We start from the raw sequence: 18,748 nt of genomic DNA, 5'->3' as shown, positions 1-18,748 counted from the left end.
GAATGTGTCCACGTCTGAGGACACTGGGCATCTCACTGTGTATTTCGACTACACTCCGAAGACACAAAAATACACTCGCTGGAGGAGATATGGGCCAGCCGACCAACGGCGTTTTAGTGCTCGACATGGCAGGACAGGTACGTTTTGCTGCGGGCTTGGGCAGCGACACCTCCGTGATTGACCACATCACGGCGGTGTGGCGCCGCCGGCATGTCGTGCCGCTCAAGCGTCTGTTCACGTTGGCCGAGGCCGAGCAGCCGCTCATCGTGGCGACGTTCACCACATCGCAGGGTGCATGCTTCCTCCTGTTTGTCGGTGCACACGGCGACGAGCTCTCCGAATTCATTGCCAGCGTCGATTTTTCCGATGAGATCCTGCGCCACTTCGTGACCAATCCCTATGAGGCGATCACGGTCGTCGACAAAGAAGGGATGCTGCGCTACATCAGCCCGATTCATGAGCGCTTCTTCGGGTTGCGTCACGGCGAGGGAACGGGACGTCCAGTGACCGAGGTCATTGAGAACACCCGTCTACCGGCGGTGGCGGCGTCTGGTAAGCGGGAGATAGGGCAGGTGCAGGAGATGAATGGCATCACGCGCGTGGTCACTCGCACACCGATCTTTGATCGCAAGCGAAACTGTGTCGGCGCGATCGGTCAGGTGATGTTCAAGGGACCGGAGGCGATCGAGAAGCTGAGCGTGGAACTGGCGCGCGTGCGTCAGGAGCTCGCGTTCTACAAGCGGGAGCTGTCGGGCATGCGCAACCGTTCGCATGGTCTTGAGCAGATCGTCGGCAACAGCGAGTCGGTACGACGCCTGAAGGACGATATCGTGCGCGTTGCGCCGCTGGACGTGCCGGTGCTGCTCGTCGGCGAGAGCGGCACGGGCAAGGAGTTGGTTGCACATGCCATCCATTTACTCGGTGGGCGCAATGATAAGCCACTCGTGCTCGTCAATGCGGCGGCCATGCCGGGCAATCTGGTCGAGAGTGAACTTTTCGGTTACGAGGGGGGCGCGTTCACCGGGGCGGACAAGAAGGGACGCAAGGGCAAGTTCGAGCTGGCGCATACCGGAAGCCTGTTCCTCGATGAGATCGGCGACATGCCGCTCGAGATGCAGGTCAAACTGTTGCGTGTGCTTCAGGACGGGACGTTCGAGCGTCTTGGCGGGGACCGCCAGAAGCACTCGGATTTCAGGTTGATTTCCGCCAGCAATCGCGATTTCGACGCCATGATTAAAGAGAGCCGATTTCGGCTTGATCTTTTCTATCGGATTAGTGCGGTGACGCTGCGTCTGCCACCACTGCGAGAGAGACTCGACGACATCCCTCTGCTTGCCGAAAAATTTCTCAACGATTTCGCGGCTCGCCATCGGATGTCTCCGAAGTCGTTGAAGCCAGAAGTCGTTAGTTATCTTCAGGAACGTTCATGGCCGGGCAACGTTCGGCAGTTACAGCATGCCATCGAGCGAGCCGCCATTTTTTCCGACGATGATTTCCTGGGCATGGAGAACTTCGAGCAATCGTCGGCTGATGCCGACACTGAGTCTGCCGTCTTCCCCGGTTTTGCTGGGACGGCATTGTTGAGCAAGACCGGCATCCGTTTGGCCAAGGAGAAGGTGGAACTTGATCTGATCCGCGAGGCGCTTGAGAGGCACAACGGGAATAAAAAGCGCGTTGCCGAAGCCCTCGGAATGTCTCGCTCTTACCTCTACAAAAGACTCAAGGATCTTCAGTCTGAGTGAGCAGTGCTCAGGCTCATCTGACCTGACTGCTTTTCTCGTACCACTGGGGTCTAGAGATTTATGGCCCCGGTGGTTGTAACACCTTCGCTAGCCCGGCGAAATCCGGCCGGGGTCAGGTACTGCAAACTCGAATGCGGACGTACTTCGTTGTAGTGCGTCCGCCAGTCTTCGATCACGATCTTCGCCTCGATCCGGTTTCGAAACCACTCCATCGCCAAACATTCGTCACGGAATTTTCCATTAAAGCTTTCGTTGGTGCCGTTCTGCCAAGGCTTTCCCGGATCAATCAACGCTGTCTCGATCTGCTCCTGGACCGCCCATTTCAACAGCGCCGTGCTGACAAATTCCGGCCCATAGTAAGTGCAGAATGGTTGTCAGCCAAACAGGGCGAGAGGCATCCTGAGGTTTCTCAAGGACCTGAGGAGGACGCCGAGATGGGTGACACTATGGATACTACGACCAAAGCGAATTTACTGGCGATCGACGTGGCTCGCCGATCGAATGCCGTTTTCGTTGAATTACTGAGCGGCGAGCAGCGCCGGTTCAGAATGACGAATAGCGCGCAAGATTTTGATCGGCTGCTGAAATTCATCAGCGCAACGCCAGGCTCATGGCGAGCTGCCCTCGAGCCGACTGGCGACTATCACAGGCCCATTGCTTACCGGTTGTTGGGTGCTGGTGTCGAGGTAGTCATTGTGTCCTCTGTTGCACAAGCAGGGTATCGCGAAGCGAAATTCAATTCGTGGGACAAGAATGACCCGAAAGATGCTTCGGTAATCCTGGACATGCTCAAGCACGGAATGGTGATGCGATACGTCGACCCTATGGTCGAAGGGCATCATGATTTACAGGAGCTATCAAAAACATACTATCAGGTGTCCCGAGCCCGGACCCGAGTGCTGCATTCCATTGCCAATCACCACCTTCCGCTATATTTCCCAGAGATGCAGCGGTATTGGCAAACGACGCGTATCGAGTGGTGGCTTCGTTTCATGCTTGAATTCCCAACCCCGGCTCACGTGCGGGCCCTCAGCCTGGATGCGTTCATTCTCCAAGCCTGGGACCTTGTCGGCAGGAAAGTTGAGAAGACCGCGAAGTTGACCGAGATTTGGCGAATGGCGGAGCATTCTGCAGCGTTACCGCACGCCCCGAATTGCCTCGCAGTCGAGACATTTCGAGTGTCGTTGCGCCAAGCCCAACATTTGAACGAGCTGCGCAGCGAACTCGAGCACCGCGCCGAGCAAGTGCTGGCCTCCAATAAGGATTACGAGCAATTGCTGAATTTGCCAGGCATTGGTCCCATCATCGCTCTGACCGTGCTGGCGGAAGTCGGCGATGTCAGGCGGTTCGCTCACCATCGGCAATTCTTGAAATACTGTGGCTTTGATCTGGCCAAACTGCAATCCGGCGCCCGACGCGGACGAGAGCAACTATCCAAGCGCGGCAACGCTCGCCTGCGTCTGGCATTTTGGATGGCCGGACAAGTTGCCATTCGCGTGCGTGAGAATGCATTCAAGGACAAGTACGATCGGTATATCCATTCGGATCCTGGAAACCCTGATCTACGTCGCAAAGCGCTCACCGCCGTTGCAGCGAAAATGGCCCGCGTCGCGTTCAGCATCGTCAAAACCGGCCAACCATATCAACGATTTTATGAGCAAAGCTTACCCAGCGGATCGATCCCTCTCAGTAGGGCCGTAGAGGCAGGGCCATGCCACTGACCTCGTAGATAATGCTCGGACCTTCCGCTGGGCCTCCAAGCTGTTTTAAGTACGATGAAGACCTGCGCATATCGTCAGGATCTTGTTTCTACTATGGTGAGCTGCCTCGCCCATTGAAAGCGGAACTGGCTGGGAAGCGTTGCACGCTCTTTTCAACGGACGCGCTGTCATTCTGACTGCGCCAGGATGCTTGTTGTCTATTTGCTGGCTAAGCACTTGCACTTAGTACGTTGTCGCAACGAATCACCTTCGGCTTGCCGCGCCATTCCATTAGCGGGTCGAGCGGCGCGCTACGCCTCAGCTTAGACAACAGCTTCTCTCTGATGACATTGATCGGGCGCCGGACCTCGCGGCCCGGCGCCCGTCGTCATCCACCACATCTCCCTGATGGCCTGACGCTCCCTACGTGGTCAATGCTTTACGCCACGGTATGGTTGGCCAGCATTTCCAGCGCGCGCACCATGCCCGAGTGATCCCACGCGGCGCCGCCGTTTGCGGCACACGCGTTGAACAGCTCCTGGCACGTGGCCGTGTTCGGCAGCGACACGCCGAGGGCCTTGGCGCTCTGCAGCGCCAGATTCAGATCCTTCTGGTGCAGGGCAATGCGGAAGCCCGGTTCGAAGTTGCGCTTGACCATGCGCTCGCCGTGCACTTCGAGAATGCGCGACGATGCGAAGCCACCCATCAGCGCTTCACGCACCTTGGCAGGATCGGCTCCGGCCTTCGACGCGAACAGCAGGGCTTCACCCACGGCTTCGATCGTCAGCGCGACCACGATCTGGTTGGCGACCTTGCAGGTCTGGCCGGCACCGCTCTCGCCCACGAGCGTGATGTTCTTGCCCATCAGTTCGAAGAACGGCTTCACATCGTCGAACGCCGCTTGCGAGCCGCCGACCATGATCGACAGCGTGGCGCCCTTTGCGCCGACTTCGCCGCCCGAGACCGGGGCGTCGAGGTATTCGCAGCCCAGCGCCTTGACCTTCTTGGCGTATTCCTTCGTTTCGATCGGCGAGATGGAGCTCATGTCCACGACGATCTTGCCTGCCGACAGGCCTTCGGCCAGACCGTCCTGACCGAACAGGACGGCACCCACGTCAGGGGTATCCGGCACCATCACGAAGACGATGTCGGCGCGTTTGGCGACTTCCTTGGCCGACGTGCAAACCGTGGCCTGACCGTCGATCAGGTCTTGCGGGGGCGTGCGGCGCTCATACAGGAACAGCTTGTGACCGGCATTTTGCAGATGCTTCGCCATCGGCGCGCCCATGATGCCCAGACCAATGAAACCGAGTTGTGCCATTTCGAAACTCCTTGTTGCCAAAGTGTGATGTGGTGTCGCTGACGCTCAGACGAGCGGGGCGGTGACGCCTTATCGCGGCGCCCCCGTGCTCCGGCCGCATGCCCCCTGCATGCGGCCGGCGGGGCCCTTCCTCGTCGAAACCCGGTCAGCCGGCGCACCGCCTCGGGCGGATACGCCTTTGTTTCATCCGCACGCCACCGGGGGAGGTGCCGTGCGGTGGGTATGGGGGAGCGTGGGAATTACGCCGCTTCGCGCAGGCCCGCTGCCTTGAACCAGCCGAGGCCCTCGGTCGTGGTGGTGGCCGGTTTGTACTCGCAACCGATCCATCCTTGGTAGCCAATGCGGTCGAGGAACGCGAACAGGTAGGCGTAGTTGATCTCGCCCGTGCCCGGCTCGTTGCGGCCCGGGTTGTCCGCCAGTTGCACGTGAGCGATGCGCGCCAGATTCGTCTCGATGGTCTTGGCGAGTTCGCCTTCCATGCGCTGCATGTGATAGATGTCGTACTGCAGGAACAGGTTGTCCGACCCCACGGCGTCGAAGATATCCAACGCCTGCTTCGTGCGGTTCACGAAGAAGCCGGGAATGTCGTACGTGTTGATCGGCTCGACCAGCAGTCGGATGCCTTCGGCCTTGAGGGCATCGGCGGCGAAGCGCAGGTTACCCACGAGCGTGTCTTGCGCGACTTGCGTCGACAGGTCCGCGCCTTGCTTGCCCACGAGGCAGTTCAGTTGCTTCACGCCCAGCGCCTTGGCGTAGGTAATGGCTTCGCCCACGCCGTCGCGGAATTCGGCCACGCGCTCGGGGAAGATCGCGATGCCGCGCTCGCCCGCATCCCAGTTGCCGGCGGGCAGGTTGTGCAGCACGAGATCGAGCTGGTACTGGTTCAGCTTGTCAGCGATCTGGTCGCGATGAAACGCGTACGGGAACAGGAACTCCACGCCGCGAAAGCCCGCTGCGGCGGCCGCCTTGAAGCGGTCGAGGAACGGTACCTCGTTGAACAGCATGGTCAGATTGGCGGCAAATTTCGGCATTGCGCTGACTCCTCTTTCTCTCTTTTAGGGGGTGGTTTCGACGATTTCGATGCCAGGGTATTGCAAGGTTGCGGGGCGCCTGCTTGTTTCGTTCAAGGGGTCTAGCCGAGAGCGCAGGGGACGCACGCGCCCCGCAAACCGTTTTACAGCGTTGACTTACGCCGACACTGCGTTGTCTTCTTCCACCACGTCGATGATGTCTTCGAACTCGTTGACGTTGTTGATCTCGGTGCCCATCGCAATGTTGGTCACACGCTCGAGAATCACTTCCACGATCACCGGCGCGGAGAACTCGGCCATCAGCTTGCGGGCCTGGGCGAACGCCGGCTGGATGTCGTTCGGCTGGAACACACGGATCGCCTTCACACCGAGGCCTTCGGCCACCTTCACGTGATCGACGCCGTAACCGTTGACTTCCGGCGAGTTCACGTTCTCGAACGCGAGCTGCACGCAGTAGTCCATGTCGAAGTTGCGCTGCGCCTGACGGATCAGGCCCAGGTACGAGTTGTTCACGACCACGTGGATGTACGGCACCTTGAACTGCGCGGCCACGGCCAGCTCTTCGATCATGAACTGGAAGTCATAGTCGCCCGAGATCGCCACCACGTCCGACGACGGCGAGGCAACCTTCGCCCCGATGGCGGCCGGCACCGTCCAGCCCAGCGGGCCTGCCTGGCCACAGTTGATCCAGTGGCGCGGCTTGTTCACGTGCAGGAACTGCGCGGCGGCGATCTGCGACAGACCAATGGTCGAGACATAGCGCACATCGCGACCGAAGAATGCGTTCATCTCCTGATACACGCGCTGCGGCTTGATCGGCACCTGATCGAAGTCCGTGCGGCGCAGCATGGTGCGCTTGCGCTTCTGGCAATCGGCCACCCATTGCGCACGATCCGGCAGACGGCCGGCGGCCTTCAGTTCCTTCGCAACTTCCACGAACAGCGTGAGCGCGGCCTTGGCGTCGGAGACGATGCCGTAGTCCGGCCCGAACACCCGGCCGATTTGCGTCGGCTCGATGTCGACGTGCACGAACTTGCGGCCCTTGGTGAACACGTCGACGCTGCCCGTGTGGCGATTGGCCCAGCGGTTGCCGATGCCCATCACGAAGTCCGAGGCGAGCATCGTCGCATTGCCGAAGCGATGCGAGGTCTGCAGTCCGACCATGCCGGCCATGAGCGGATGGTCGTCGGCGATGGTGCCCCAGCCCATGAGCGTGGGCACGACCGGCACGTTCACCGTCTCGGCGAACTCGACGAGCAGGTCGGCGGCGTCGGCATTGATCACACCACCGCCCGAGACGATGAGCGGGCGCTCCGATGCGACCAGCATCTGAATGGCCTTCTCGATCTGGGCGCGCGTGGCCGCGGGCTTGTACACCGGCAGCGGTTCGTAGGTGTCCGGATCGAATTCGATCTCGGCAACCTGCACGTCGAACGGCAGATCGATGAGCACCGGACCCGGACGGCCCGAGCGCATCAGGTGGAATGCCTGCTGGAACACGCGCGGCACGAGCGCGGGCTCGCGCACCGTCACGGCCCACTTGGTGACCGGCTTGGCGATCGTCTCGATGTCGACCGCCTGGAAATCTTCCTTGTACAGACGGGCGCGCGGCGCCTGACCCGTGATGCACAGGATGGGAATCGAATCGGCCCAGGCGGAGTACAGGCCGGTAATCATGTCGGTGCCCGCAGGCCCCGAGGTGCCGATGCACAGGCCGATATTGCCGGCTTCGGCGCGGGTGTAACCTTCGGCCATGTGGGACGCGCCCTCGACGTGGCGTGCGAGCACGTGCTCCACGCTGCCGGCCTTGCGCATTGCCGAATAGAACGGGTTGATGGCAGCACCGGGCACACCGAATGCGGTGGTGACACCTTCTTTCTCGAGCACTCGAATTGCGGCCTCTACGGCGGTCATCTTGGCCATGTGACGTCTCCAATGGGTAATGAGTCAATGTGTTGGAAGCCACTTTAAGCCGGTACGATTTGTTTGATAAGATCACAAAAGATCGTTTTTTTAAGAACAAAAAGTATCGAATGGAGGGGGCATGGACCGATTCAAACAGATCGAAACCTTCGTGCAGGTGGCCGAAGCGGGCAGTCTGGCCGCCGCGGCCTTAAAGGAAGGAGTCTCGCCGGTGATCCTCGGACGGCGCATCGACGCGCTCGAAAAGCGCCTGGGCATCAAGCTGATGTACCGCTCGACACGTCGGCTGGCATTGTCGGAAGAGGGCGGCGCGTTCCTTGAGCGGTGCAAACAGTTGCTCGGCGACTGGGAGATGGCCGAGAACGAAATCAGCGCGGGGCGTCATGCCGTTTCGGGGCACCTGATCGTGTCGGCGCCGGCGGCGTTCGGGCGCAAGCACGTCGCGCCGCATGCGCCGGCGTTCCTGCGCCTGCACCCCGAGGTGCAGATTTCGTTCAACCTGACCGACCGCGTGGTCGACCTCGTGCGCGAGGGGTACGACATGGGCATTCGCATCGGCGGCTCGGTCGATCCGAATTTCGTGGCTGTCAAACTCGCCCAGAACCGGCGCGTGGTGTGCGGCACCCCGGCATATTTCGCCCGCCACGGTCGTCCGAAGACGCTCGAAGATCTGGCCAGGCACAACTGCCTCGCGTTCAACCTGCAAGGCGGCCAGCAGCGCGGTTGGTACTTCAAGCGCCAGGGCAAGCTCGTGACGATTCGCGTGGCGGGCAGTCTGGACTGCAACGACGGCGAGTTGCTGCACCGCTGGTCGCTGGAGGGCATCGGGCTGGGCTGGCGCTCGACGTGGGAAATCCAGCGCGAACTGCTCTCCGGCGAACTGGAGACCGTGCTCGACGAGTACGCGTTACCTGACTACGACATCCTCGCCGTGTACCCCCAACAGCGCTTCCAGCCCGCGCGGGTGCGCCTGTTCATCGAGCAACTGCGGCAAATCTATGCCCGTCCGAACTATTGGCTGGAAAACACTTGACCGGTCCTGATGAGACGGCAGTTGATGATCGACGTGAAATCCGCTAGAATCGCGGGTTCTGCAACCTTGCTGCACTGGTTTTGACGCCCGGGCGGCTTTGTCCATAAGGAGCTTATATATGCGTCATTATGAAATCGTATTTATCGTTCACCCCGATCAGAGCGAGCAAGTGCCTGCGATGATCGAGCGCTACAAGAGCATGGTGACGGCCAAGGCCGGTCAGATCCATCGCATCGAAGACTGGGGCCGTCGTCAACTGGCGTACATGATCGAGAAGCTGGCCAAGGCTCACTACGTCTGCATGAACATCGAATGCGACCAGGAAACCCTGGACGAGCTGGAACACGCATTCAAGTTCAACGACGCCGTGCTGCGCCACCTCGTGGTTCGCATGAAGAAGGCCGAGACCGCACCGTCGCCGATGATGAAGGAAGTGGCCCGCGAAGAAGCCAAGAAGGCTGCCGCGACGCCCGCGACCGAAGCTGCCGCATCGTAATTAGCGCACCGGAACGCATCAGGGAATCCACGGAAACGTCGACCGCGTGAATCGCTTACGGCTTGAAGCCAGCATCGTCGAAATCGGCACGCTGCGCTATACCCCAGCCGGGCTTCCCGTGATCGAGGTCACGCTGGCCTATGCGGGAACCGTCGAAGAGTCGGGCGTGGCCCGGCAAGTCGAGTTCTCGATGCCAGCCGTTGCGATCGGTCCCCTCAGTGCCAAAGTCATGGCGTTGGGACTGGAGAAACCGGCCCAGTGGGCAGGGTTTCTGGCCAAGAAGCATCGCAATAGCCGCACCCTGGTGTTTCACATCACAGCATTGCAAGTATTTGAAAAGGATTGTTGAACATGCCGCGTCCTAACGGTAAAAACAAGAAGTTTGATCGCCGCCGCCAACAGCAAAACCCGCTGTTCAAGCGCAAGAAGTTCTGCCGCTTCACCGTCGCTGGTGTTGACCAGATCGATTACAAGGATATCGAGACGCTGAAGGACTTCATCGGCGACAACGGCAAGATCACCCCGGCTCGCCTGACGGGCACCAAGGCGCACTACCAGCGCCAGCTCGACACGGCCATCAAGCGCGCGCGTTTCCTCGCGCTGATGCCGTACACCGATCTGCACGGTGCTTAATCGCCAGTCGACGAAGGAGAATAGATAATGCAAGTGATTCTGCTGGAAAAAGTCGTCAACCTGGGTAACCTGGGCGACATCGTGAAGGTCAAGGATGGTTTCGCACGTAACTTCCTGATCCCGACCAAGAAGGCGCGTCGCGCCACCAAGGACGCGATCGCCGAGTTCGAAGTTCGCCGTGCCGACCTGGAAAAGGCTGCCACCGAGAAGCTGGCTGCCGCACAAGCCGAAGGCGAAAAGCTGTCGGGCCTGACCGTGCAAATCTCGCAGAAGGCCGGCGTTGACGGTCGTCTGTTCGGTTCGGTCACCAACTTCGATATCGCCGAAGCCCTGGGCACCCAAGGTTTCAAGGTTGAAAAGATGCAAGTGCGCCTGCCGAATGGCCCGCTCAAGACCGTGGGTGACTTCCCGGTCCAAGTGTCGCTGCACACGGACGTCGTCGTCGACGTGAACGTGTCGGTGCTGGGCGAGCACGCGTAAGCCGTATCCGCGTCAGCTTCCCGACGCGAACAAAAAACGGAAGTCGGTCCGCCGGCTTCCGTTTTTTTATGTCTGTCTCCTCTGTGGTGTCGGTTGCCGGGCTTTCCGATGGCCGCGCATGCGCAGGTCTATGCCGACCGCGTCCCGGTTGCGCACTCCCTTCCACGTTCCTCACGTTCGATAGCGCTGCCTTATGTTGCCTCCCGGGAAACTGCTGAACAAAACACGTTCGGAAAAATCGCCGCGCAAGCGCGATTTCGCCGGATCGGATCGTGAGCGCGGGGGCGGTATAATGCCCGGCATGAACGCTCCCGATCCCCAACTCGATTCTCTCAAAGTGCCGCCGCACTCTATCGAGGCGGAGCAATCCGTGCTCGGCGGGCTGCTGCTCGACAACGGGGCGTGGGATCGAATCGGCGACTTTCTGGCTGAATCGGACTTCTACCGCTATGACCACCGGCTGATCTATCAGCACATCGGTCGGTTGATCGCCAGCGACCGTCCTGCCGACGTGATCACCGTTTTCGAATCGCTCACCTCGGCCGGCAAAGCCGAGGACGTGGGCGGGCTCGCCTACCTGAACGCCCTGGCGCAGAATACGCCGAGTGCAGCGAACATTCGTCGTTACGCGGAAATCGTGCGCGACCGTGCGGTGTTGCGCAAGCTCGTGACAGTGGCCGACGAAATTGCGTCAGATGCTTTCAATCCGCAGGGCAGGGAAGTGCGTCAGATGCTCGACGAGGCGGAAGCGAAGGTGTTTGCCATCGCGGAAGAAGGCTCGCGCAGCACGAACGGCTTCCTTGAACTGCAGCCGCTGCTCACGCAGGTGGTCGAGCGCATCGACGAGTTGTACCACCGCGAAGGCGGGAGCGACATCACCGGTATTCCGACGGGCTTCGTCGACCTGGATCGCATGACGTCGGGTTTCAACGGCGGCGATCTGATCATCGTGGCGGGCCGTCCGTCGATGGGTAAGACAACCTTCTCGATGAACATCGGCGAGCATATCGCCGTGGAAGAGGGGCTGCCGGTCGCCGTGTTCTCGATGGAAATGCCGGGCACGCAGCTGGCCATGCGTATGCTGGGGTCGGTGGGGCGTCTCGATCAGCATCGTCTTCGCACCGGCAAGCTGGTCGACGAAGACTGGCCGAAGCTCACGCACGCCATGCAGAAGATGAACGAGACGCAGCTTTTCGTCGACGAGACGCCTGCGCTCAATCCGATGGAGTTGCGCGCGCGCGCACGGCGTCTGGCACGTCAGTGCGGCAAGCTGGGGCTGATCATCATCGATTACCTCCAGCTCATGAGCGGTTCGGGCAACGGCGAGAACCGCGCGACCGAAATCTCCGAGATTTCGCGTTCGCTCAAGGGGCTCGCCAAGGAGCTGAACGTGCCGGTGATCGCGCTCTCACAGCTCAACCGCAGTCTTGAACAACGCCCGAACAAGCGTCCGGTCATGTCGGACTTGCGTGAATCGGGTGCTATCGAACAGGATGCCGACATCATCCTGTTCATCTATCGCGACGAAGTGTACAACCCCGATACGCCCGACAAGGGCACTGCCGAGATCATCATCGCAAAACAGCGTAATGGTCCTATCGGTCAGGTGCGTCTGGCGTTCATCGGTGCGTATACCAAGTTCGACAATCTGGCCGGTCCCCAATATTGACGCATTGATTTCCGCCCATTCGTAAGGGCGTGCGGTAACGCGCGCCCGCAACGAGGTAGAATGTGACGTTTTTGTGTCGACCCGTCCCCTATTAATATCCGGAGTTTTCCAATAATGTTCGGTCGCTTCATGCCCACCGAGGGCAAGTTCTTTGAGCTGTTCAACCAGCACGCGGCGTGTATGGTTGCCGGCAGCCGCGAGCTGTCTGCCATGCTCAACGATCTGCCCAATGCCGAGGCACGCACCGTTGCCGTGCAGAACAACGAGAAGAAAGCGGATCGCATCACGCACGAGACCATCGACCTGATGCACAAGACGTTCATCACGCCGTTCGATCGCGATGAAATCCACAAGTTGATCAGCACGATGGACGACATCCTGGATCTGATGGAGGACGTGGCGACAGCCGTGTGGATGTACGACGTCAAGAGCGTGCCGTCCGAGGCGCGCACGCTGGGTGAGATTTGTGTGAAGTGTTGCGAACGGGTGCAAAGCACCGTGGCGCTGCTCAATGACATGGATCGCGCGCGCGAGATCCTGAAGCTCTGCGAGGAAATCGACGGGCTCGAATCGGACGCCGACCGCCTGTTGCGTGCGTCGCTCTCGAAGCTGTTTCGCGAAGAATCCGACGTGAAGGAGCTGATCAAGCAAAAGGCCGTGTCCGAATTGCTCGAATCGGTGACCGATAAGTGCGAGGACGTTGCCAACATCATCGAAGGCATTGTGCTGGAAAACGCCTGAGCGGAGACTTTCGATGGCAACGCTGCACATCAGCCTTTGGCTGATCGGACTGTTGGTCGCACTTGCGCTCCTGTTCGACTTCATGAATGGCTTCCACGACGCCGCCAACTCGATCGCCACGGTGGTCTCGACGGGCGTGCTCAAGCCGCATCAGGCGGTGGCTTTCGCCGCCATGTTCAACGTGATCGCGCTGTTCGTCTTTCATCTGAAAGTCGCGGCGACGGTGGGCAAGGGGACGGTTCATCCCGAAATCGTGGATCACTACGTGATCTTCGGCGCCCTCGTCGGGGCGATCGCGTGGAACGTGATTACTTGGTACTACGGCATTCCGTCGAGTTCGTCGCACGCGCTGATCGGTGGGTTGGTCGGCGCCGCGGTGGCCAAGGCCGGCACGGGTTCGCTTGTCACGAGTGGACTGCTGCAAACGGTCGCGTTCATTTTCATCTCGCCGCTGCTCGGTTTCGTGCTCGGTTCGTTCTTCATGCTGCTGGTGTCCTGGTTGTTCTTCCGAACGCCGCCCGCGCGCGTCGACCGCTGGTTCCGCCGCCTGCAGCTGATTTCGGCCGGTATGTACAGCCTGGGACACGGCGGTAACGATGCCCAGAAGACCATCGGTATCATCTGGATGTTGCTGATCGCCGCGGGCATGTGGCCGCAGGAGGCTGCGGAACCGCCGCTGTGGGTGATCGTGGGCTGCTATCTGGCGATCGGTCTGGGCACTATGTTCGGTGGCTGGCGCATCGTGCGCACGATGGGGCAGAAGATCACCAAGCTCAAGCCGGTCGGTGGCTTCTGTGCCGAAACCGGCGGGGCGTTTACGCTGTTCTTCGCGTCGTGGCTCGGCGTGCCGGTCTCGACCACGCACACCATCACCGGCGCCATCGTAGGCGTTGGCGCCACGCGCAAGCTCTCTGCGGTGCGCTGGGGGGTGGCAGGCAACATCGTCTGGGCATGGGTGCTGACGATCCCGGCCTCGGCGTTCATCGCCGCGATCGCATGGTGGGTCGGCAAGCAGATTCTGTGATGTCGGTTCGGCGGGCTGCCGTCTCATGACGGTGTGACCCGCCCGGGCAACAAAAAAAGCGGCTTCGGCCGCTTTTTTTGTGTCCTGTTTTAGCCCCCCGCGGGCGGCATGGCGCCATTGGCAGGCCGCATCGACGCCATCGAGAGAATCAATTTCTATAGCCAACAGCGATCAATTACTATTCCGTCATAGTGTTTAATCGATTCTCGTGGGAGGCTAACATGACTGCATTGATCCATCGTTGCTTGCATCGCCGTCCGGTCACCACACTGGTGGGCGTCGCGATCAATGTCGGCGGCGCGGCGACGCTGCTTGCCCACCTGCGCTGATCCTTCAATTCACGCTCAACCGATGCTCGACTGCCGGAAGTGATTACATCGAGCTGTTGGCGAAGCGAGCGATCGGATCGTCGTCCTGCGGGGCTGGGGCGGCAAGGTTGGCTGTGCGACTCGGCACCAAGACCTGCGGCGCTACCATCGGAGACGGAGTCGCCCCGGTAAGCGGGTGGTTCGGTGCGGTATTCGATGGGTTCACAGGCTCGCTCGGTGGCGTTGCCGCGGCGGGCGACTGAGCGAGCGAGGCCGGCGCCGACCGATTCACGTAAGTCGTATTACCCGCGGGTGCCTTGTTCGCTGCGACGCGTCGAACACCATCGATCCGGCGTGCCCAATATGGAATGAAGAGACTCTCCAGGCGCACTGTGCCGCCGGTGTTCGGCGCGTGTACGAACTGCCCCTGACCGACGTAGATGCCTACGTGCGAGTGGGCGCGTCCCGTCGTGTTGAAGAAGATAAGATCGCCCGAGGCGAGGTCGTCGCGCGCCAACGGTGTGCCCACACCACTCATGTCGGCCGTCGTGCGGGGCAGGTTCACGCCGGCGGCGCGCGCCACGACATAGCGCACGAGGCCGCTGCAATCGAAACCGGAATCCGGGGTATTGCCGCCGTAGCGGTAAGGAATGCCAACGAGGCTCATCGCTTCGAGCGTAATCTCCTCCTGACCCGCGCTGCGCTCCGGCCCCATCGTGCGGTTGCCATAGTTCGCACTGCCGCCTTGTCGGATTGATGGACCCGACGAACAAGCCGCGACCAGCAACGTCAGCGCCAGCGTGCCCACGCAACGGCCCCACGCGTTCGGCGGGATAGCCGGATGCGTCACGTCGCGAGCGAGGAGGCGAGAGAACAGTCGCATGCGCCGAGTTTACGACGCTTATCGGGTCGATGCACCGTAAAAGCGCCGAAAGACGGGCGTTCTGTGGCATCGACGTCACAAATCAGCGGATTCCCGGATGACGCTGTCGTCGGTGCGCTCCGCCTTGGCGACGCCGGCAAAAAAAAAGGCGCCCGAAGGCGCCGTCGTGTTGAGCGTGGAGCGAAGCGCGTAGAACGAAGAGGCTCGCCGTCCGCGGTCGGCAGACGTCAGAGGATTTCCGCCGCGTAGTCGGCCAGACGCGAGCGTTCGCCGCGCGCCAGCGTGACATGCCCGCTGTGTCCCCATCCCTTGAATCGATCGACCACGTAGGTGAGGCCCGAACTGCCTTCGGTCAGGTACGGCGTATCGATCTGCGCGATGTTGCCCAGACAGATCAGCTTGGTCCCCGGGCCGGCACGCGTGACGAGCGTCTTCATCTGCTTCGGCGTCAGGTTCTGCGCCTCGTCGATGATGACGAACTTGTTCACGAACGTACGACCGCGCATGAAGTTCATGCTCTTGACCTTGAGTCGGGAGCGAATCAGTTCCTGCGTGGCCGCGCGGCCCCATTCGCCGGCGGAATCGTCGGTCTTTTGGAGCACTTCCAGGTTGTCGTCGAACGCGCCCATCCACGGTTGCATCTTCTCTTCCTCGGTGCCCGGCAGGAAGCCGATATCTTCACCGACGGGCACGGTCGCGCGCGTGATGATGATTTCGTTGTAGCGCTTCTCGTCGAGCGTTTGCGCCAGACCAGCGGCCAGCGCCAGTAGCGTCTTGCCGGTACCGGCCTGACCGAGCAGCGTGATGAAGTCCACTTCGGGATTCATCAGCAGGTTCAGCGCGAAGTTCTGCTCCCGGTTGCGCGCCGTGATGCCCCACACGTTGTTCTTGTGGTGTCCATAGTCGCGCAGCGTTTGCAGCAGCGCCGTCTTGCCGTTGATCTCGCGAACCTGCGCGTAGAACGGCGCCTCGCCGTTGTTCGTCTCCAGATAGACGAACTGGTTGATGAGGAAGCTCGCGCAGAGCGGCCCGGTAATGCGATAGAACGTGGTGCCGGTGCGATTGTCCTGCCAGCTCTCCATGCCCTTGCCGTGCTTGGTCCAGAAGTCCGTCGGCAGGGGCATCACGCCCGAGTAGAGCAGATCGCTGTCCTCGAGCACCTTGTCGTTGAAGTAGTCTTCCGCGGGCAGGCCAAGCGCATGCGCCTTGACGCGCATGTTGATGTCCTTCGACACCAGCACGACCTGGCGATCGCGGAACTTGTCCTGCAATGCCCGCACGACGCCGAGAATCTGATTGTCGGCCTTGCCTTGCGGCAACCCGTCGAGCGGCGGCACGTCGGTCAGGTCGGTCTGGAAGTACAGGCGCCCCGTGGCGTCCTTGTTGCCAAGCCGCGAGAGGAGGATGCCTTCGGCCATCGACTTCGTGCCGCTCTCGGCGACCAGCCCGTCAAGGGTGCGGCTCACCTGACGCGCATTGCGCGCCACTTCCGACATGCCCTTCTTGTGATTGTCCAACTCTTCCAACGTCATCATCGGCAGATAGACGTCGTGCTCTTCGAAGCGGAACAGGCTGCTTGGGTCGTGCATGAGCACGTTCGTGTCGAGCACGAAGAGCTTGGCGGGTTCCTGGTCCTTCAGACGTGCCCGTTTCGAACCCGTGCCCGTTGACGTAGGCTTGACGGCCTTGAGGGACGGTGTTGCCCCGTTCGACTCTGCCGCCGGCGGCGACTGGGGCGAGCGTGCGACAGGCGACGGTTGTACTGTCGTCTGCGGTGCCGCCGAGGGTTTAGGCACGACCTTCAATTCGGCCGCGCCGGCACCCGTGGCACCGGACGTCTCGCCCAGTGCGAGTTGCTCAGACGAGGGGATCGGTTTCTTGGCCTCCGTGCGCGAAGGTTTGAGGCGAGTGGGGAATTGTTCCGGGGCGAGCAACGAGCCCGGTTTGGTCGGCGCCGATGGCAATGGCATAGATTTCCCGTTCAAGAAAACACAACACGACTCGGCCGGGACAGACTGCGGTACCCCACGTCCCGGCAACAAAAAAGCCGCCTGCCCGGACGCACCGGAGAGGCGGCTTGGCTGAAGGCGCCGCCGTGGCAACGCCTGCAATAGTCTGGTTCAATGCGCTTCATCATTACGGCTGACTATAACGTCTCTTGCCGTGCTTGTATAGCGCCGAATGTCCGCACTGGCGGTCGCTTTCGGTCCTCGTGCAACACGCGACAGAAGCGCGCGTGCGCGGGGCCGGCGACGATGCCCGGCGCCCGATGCGCCGCGGCACTGACAAGCCCTCCAGCGGATCAGAGCGCCTGCACGACGCTCAGCACTTCGGTAACGTGATCGGGCACACGTACGCCGCGCCATTCGTTGCGCAATACGCCTTTTTCGTCGATCAGGAACGTGCTGCGTTCGATCCCCAGATGTTCCTTGCCATACAGTTTTTTCAGCTTGATGACACCGAACAATTGGCAAACTGCTTCGTCGCCGTCCGAGATCAGCGGGAAGGGCAGTTCGAGTTTTCGCTGGAAGTTTTCATGCGAGCGAAGGCTATCGCGCGACACGCCGACGATTTGCGCCCCAGCGGCCTGAAACTGATCGTAGTTGTCGCGGAAGTTCATGCCTTCCGTCGTGCAGCCGGGGGTATTGTCCTTCGGGTAAAAATAGATCACCACCTTCTGGCCGCGATGCGCCTTGAGCGAAAAATCGCCGCCGGTGGCCGGTGCGGTGAAATCGGGCACGGGGGTGTCGATGGCTACCGTCACTATGGTCTCCTTGGGTGGCCTTGCAAGGCCGGAACGGGGAAGTGGATCGAAAGCGGGTTCAGGCAGTGGCCTGGCCCTCGAGAATCAGATCGCCCGAGCGGCCCGGAATTTCGCCCCACACGACGGGATGCGCCGGTAGCGAGGCAAGATCGAGCGTCTCGTAGTATTGGCCCATCGTCACCAGGGCGTGTCCCTGGCGGCGCCATCCAGCCAGCAATTGACGGAACAGCGGGGCCAGTTTCTGCCCTTCGAGTTCTGCGTGAAGGGTGAACACGTGATCTTGCGCCGGATCGCGGGTCAGGGCAAGCAGATGCTCGGCCACGCCGTCGAGGTCACGACCGTCGATGCCCAGCAACTCGTCGACCGTCGGCAGGGTCGTCGGCATCTGCACATGCTGTAGACGCACGCCATCGACGATGGGGTAGTGCGGGGCGATGCCGCGTCCGTCAGATGCATACTTCATGCCCCAGGCGTCGATCTGCCGAAACGCGTGCGGATTCATCTGCCAGCCGGCTGCCCCATGCGTGCGCGGCGGCGCACCGAAGACCTGGAGGAAGCGCGCATGGGCTTGCGACATCTGATGTTGCGTCCAGGCGGCGTCGCGTGTGCGCACGTTGTCTTGCCAATACGTGTGGTCCCACGTGTGGATGCCGGTCTCGTGGCCCGCGTCTCGCACAGTGCGCATGACGTCGGCCGCCCGCCGCCCGATGTCTGGGCCGGGGAGCAACGTGCCGTACATGAGCGTTTTGAAGCCGTAGTGCTCGACCACCGAAGTGCGTGAAACTTTCTTCAAAAAGCCAGGACGGAAGACACGCTTGAGTGCCCAACCGGTGTGGTCCGGCCCGAGGCTGAACAGGAACGTCGCTTGCGCCTCGTGCTCGGCCAGTGCGGCGAGCAGATTGGGCACGCCTTCGCGTGTGCCGCGCAGCGTGTCGACGTCGATCTTCAGGACAATGTTGGCCATAGCCGCCCTTGAGTGAGATATCGCAATGACCTCGAG

The 18,748-nt window shown here is 61.0% G+C and carries 17 protein-coding genes and 1 pseudogene; 10 read left to right on the top strand and 8 right to left on the bottom strand.

The features are described from left to right. The first annotated feature begins 89 nt into the window (after window positions 1–89). Window positions 90–1,742 carry a sigma-54 interaction domain-containing protein gene (locus tag PCE31106_RS13215; RefSeq protein ID WP_150563556.1) on the top strand — a complete coding sequence of 551 codons (1,653 nt, stop codon included), beginning with the start codon at window positions 90–92 and terminating at the stop codon, window positions 1,740–1,742. Between the two features lie 50 nt (window positions 1,743–1,792). Here PCE31106_RS13215 and PCE31106_RS13210 read toward each other — a convergent pair. After that, window positions 1,793–2,095, bottom strand: a pseudogene (locus PCE31106_RS13210) (integrase core domain-containing protein); the annotation flags it as partial. Between the two features lie 81 nt (window positions 2,096–2,176). On the opposite strand from PCE31106_RS13210, the gene PCE31106_RS13205 reads away from it, so the two are divergent. Continuing rightward, window positions 2,177–3,463: an IS110 family RNA-guided transposase gene (locus tag PCE31106_RS13205; protein WP_150563611.1), complete on the top strand. Its 1,287-nt coding sequence runs from the start codon at window positions 2,177–2,179 to the stop codon at window positions 3,461–3,463. A gap of 418 nt (window positions 3,464–3,881) precedes the next feature. Here PCE31106_RS13205 and glxR read toward each other — a convergent pair whose 3' ends face one another. From glxR to gcl, 3 genes are all read right to left on the bottom strand, one after another. Further along, window positions 3,882–4,784 (bottom strand): 2-hydroxy-3-oxopropionate reductase, encoded by a 903-nt coding sequence (gene glxR, locus PCE31106_RS13200; RefSeq protein WP_302476053.1) that lies wholly within the window; start codon window positions 4,782–4,784, stop codon window positions 3,882–3,884. 218 nt (window positions 4,785–5,002) lie between these two features. After that, window positions 5,003–5,794 carry a hydroxypyruvate isomerase gene (hyi, locus tag PCE31106_RS13195; RefSeq protein ID WP_150563555.1) on the bottom strand — a complete coding sequence of 264 codons (792 nt, stop codon included), beginning with the start codon at window positions 5,792–5,794 and terminating at the stop codon, window positions 5,003–5,005. A 156-nt stretch (window positions 5,795–5,950) separates the two neighbouring features. Beyond that, complete coding sequence (gcl, locus tag PCE31106_RS13190) at window positions 5,951–7,717, bottom strand: glyoxylate carboligase (protein ID WP_150563554.1); 1,767 nt, start codon at window positions 7,715–7,717, stop codon at window positions 5,951–5,953. 121 nt (window positions 7,718–7,838) lie between these two features. Here gcl and PCE31106_RS13185 point away from each other — a divergent pair, with 121 nt between their 5' ends. The 8 genes from PCE31106_RS13185 to PCE31106_RS13150 all read left to right on the top strand — a co-directional run bounded on the left by PCE31106_RS13185 (window position 7,839) and on the right by PCE31106_RS13150 (window position 13,793). After that, window positions 7,839–8,750 carry a LysR family transcriptional regulator gene (locus tag PCE31106_RS13185; RefSeq protein ID WP_150563553.1) on the top strand — a complete coding sequence of 304 codons (912 nt, stop codon included), beginning with the start codon at window positions 7,839–7,841 and terminating at the stop codon, window positions 8,748–8,750. Between the two features lie 118 nt (window positions 8,751–8,868). Continuing rightward, window positions 8,869–9,246 (top strand): 30S ribosomal protein S6, encoded by a 378-nt coding sequence (rpsF, locus tag PCE31106_RS13180; RefSeq protein ID WP_017232290.1) that lies wholly within the window; start codon window positions 8,869–8,871, stop codon window positions 9,244–9,246. A gap of 46 nt (window positions 9,247–9,292) precedes the next feature. Next, window positions 9,293–9,595, top strand: coding sequence for a primosomal replication protein N (gene priB, locus PCE31106_RS13175; RefSeq protein WP_017232289.1), 303 nt, complete (start codon window positions 9,293–9,295; stop codon window positions 9,593–9,595). Between the two features lie 2 nt (window positions 9,596–9,597). Next, window positions 9,598–9,879, top strand: a complete 282-nt coding sequence (gene rpsR / locus PCE31106_RS13170; protein ID WP_017232288.1) for a 30S ribosomal protein S18 — start codon at window positions 9,598–9,600, stop codon at window positions 9,877–9,879. Window positions 9,880–9,906: 27 nt separating this feature from the next. Then, complete coding sequence (rplI, locus tag PCE31106_RS13165) at window positions 9,907–10,359, top strand: 50S ribosomal protein L9 (RefSeq protein ID WP_017232287.1); 453 nt, start codon at window positions 9,907–9,909, stop codon at window positions 10,357–10,359. Between the two features lie 301 nt (window positions 10,360–10,660). After that, a complete protein-coding gene (locus PCE31106_RS13160; protein WP_026131664.1) occupies window positions 10,661–12,028 on the top strand; it encodes a replicative DNA helicase in 1,368 nt (455 codons plus the stop codon). 114 nt (window positions 12,029–12,142) lie between these two features. Then, entirely contained in the window at window positions 12,143–12,769 is a 627-nt protein-coding gene (locus tag PCE31106_RS13155; protein WP_017232285.1) for a DUF47 domain-containing protein, read from the top strand. A 13-nt stretch (window positions 12,770–12,782) separates the two neighbouring features. Further along, window positions 12,783–13,793 carry an inorganic phosphate transporter gene (locus PCE31106_RS13150; RefSeq protein ID WP_017232284.1) on the top strand — a complete coding sequence of 337 codons (1,011 nt, stop codon included), beginning with the start codon at window positions 12,783–12,785 and terminating at the stop codon, window positions 13,791–13,793. 372 nt (window positions 13,794–14,165) lie between these two features. On the opposite strand, the gene PCE31106_RS13145 is transcribed toward PCE31106_RS13150, so the two are convergent. The 4 genes from PCE31106_RS13145 to PCE31106_RS13130 all read right to left on the bottom strand — a co-directional run bounded on the left by PCE31106_RS13145 (window position 14,166) and on the right by PCE31106_RS13130 (window position 18,712). Further along, entirely contained in the window at window positions 14,166–14,984 is an 819-nt protein-coding gene (locus tag PCE31106_RS13145) for a C40 family peptidase (protein ID WP_150563552.1), read from the bottom strand. Between the two features lie 227 nt (window positions 14,985–15,211). Beyond that, window positions 15,212–16,954, bottom strand: coding sequence for a PhoH family protein (locus tag PCE31106_RS13140; protein WP_150563551.1), 1,743 nt, complete (start codon window positions 16,952–16,954; stop codon window positions 15,212–15,214). A 332-nt stretch (window positions 16,955–17,286) separates the two neighbouring features. Beyond that, a complete protein-coding gene (locus PCE31106_RS13135) occupies window positions 17,287–17,748 on the bottom strand; it encodes a peroxiredoxin (RefSeq protein ID WP_150563550.1) in 462 nt (153 codons plus the stop codon). Window positions 17,749–17,806: 58 nt separating this feature from the next. Continuing rightward, window positions 17,807–18,712 carry a polysaccharide deacetylase family protein gene (locus tag PCE31106_RS13130; protein WP_017232279.1) on the bottom strand — a complete coding sequence of 302 codons (906 nt, stop codon included), beginning with the start codon at window positions 18,710–18,712 and terminating at the stop codon, window positions 17,807–17,809. Between the last annotated feature and the right edge of the window lie 36 nt (window positions 18,713–18,748).

Source organism: Pandoraea cepalis (genome assembly GCF_902459665.1).
Classification (GTDB): domain Bacteria; phylum Pseudomonadota; class Gammaproteobacteria; order Burkholderiales; family Burkholderiaceae; genus Pandoraea; species Pandoraea cepalis.
Note: the sequence above shows the minus strand (reverse complement) of the source record. Positions and strands in the feature narration are given on the sequence as shown.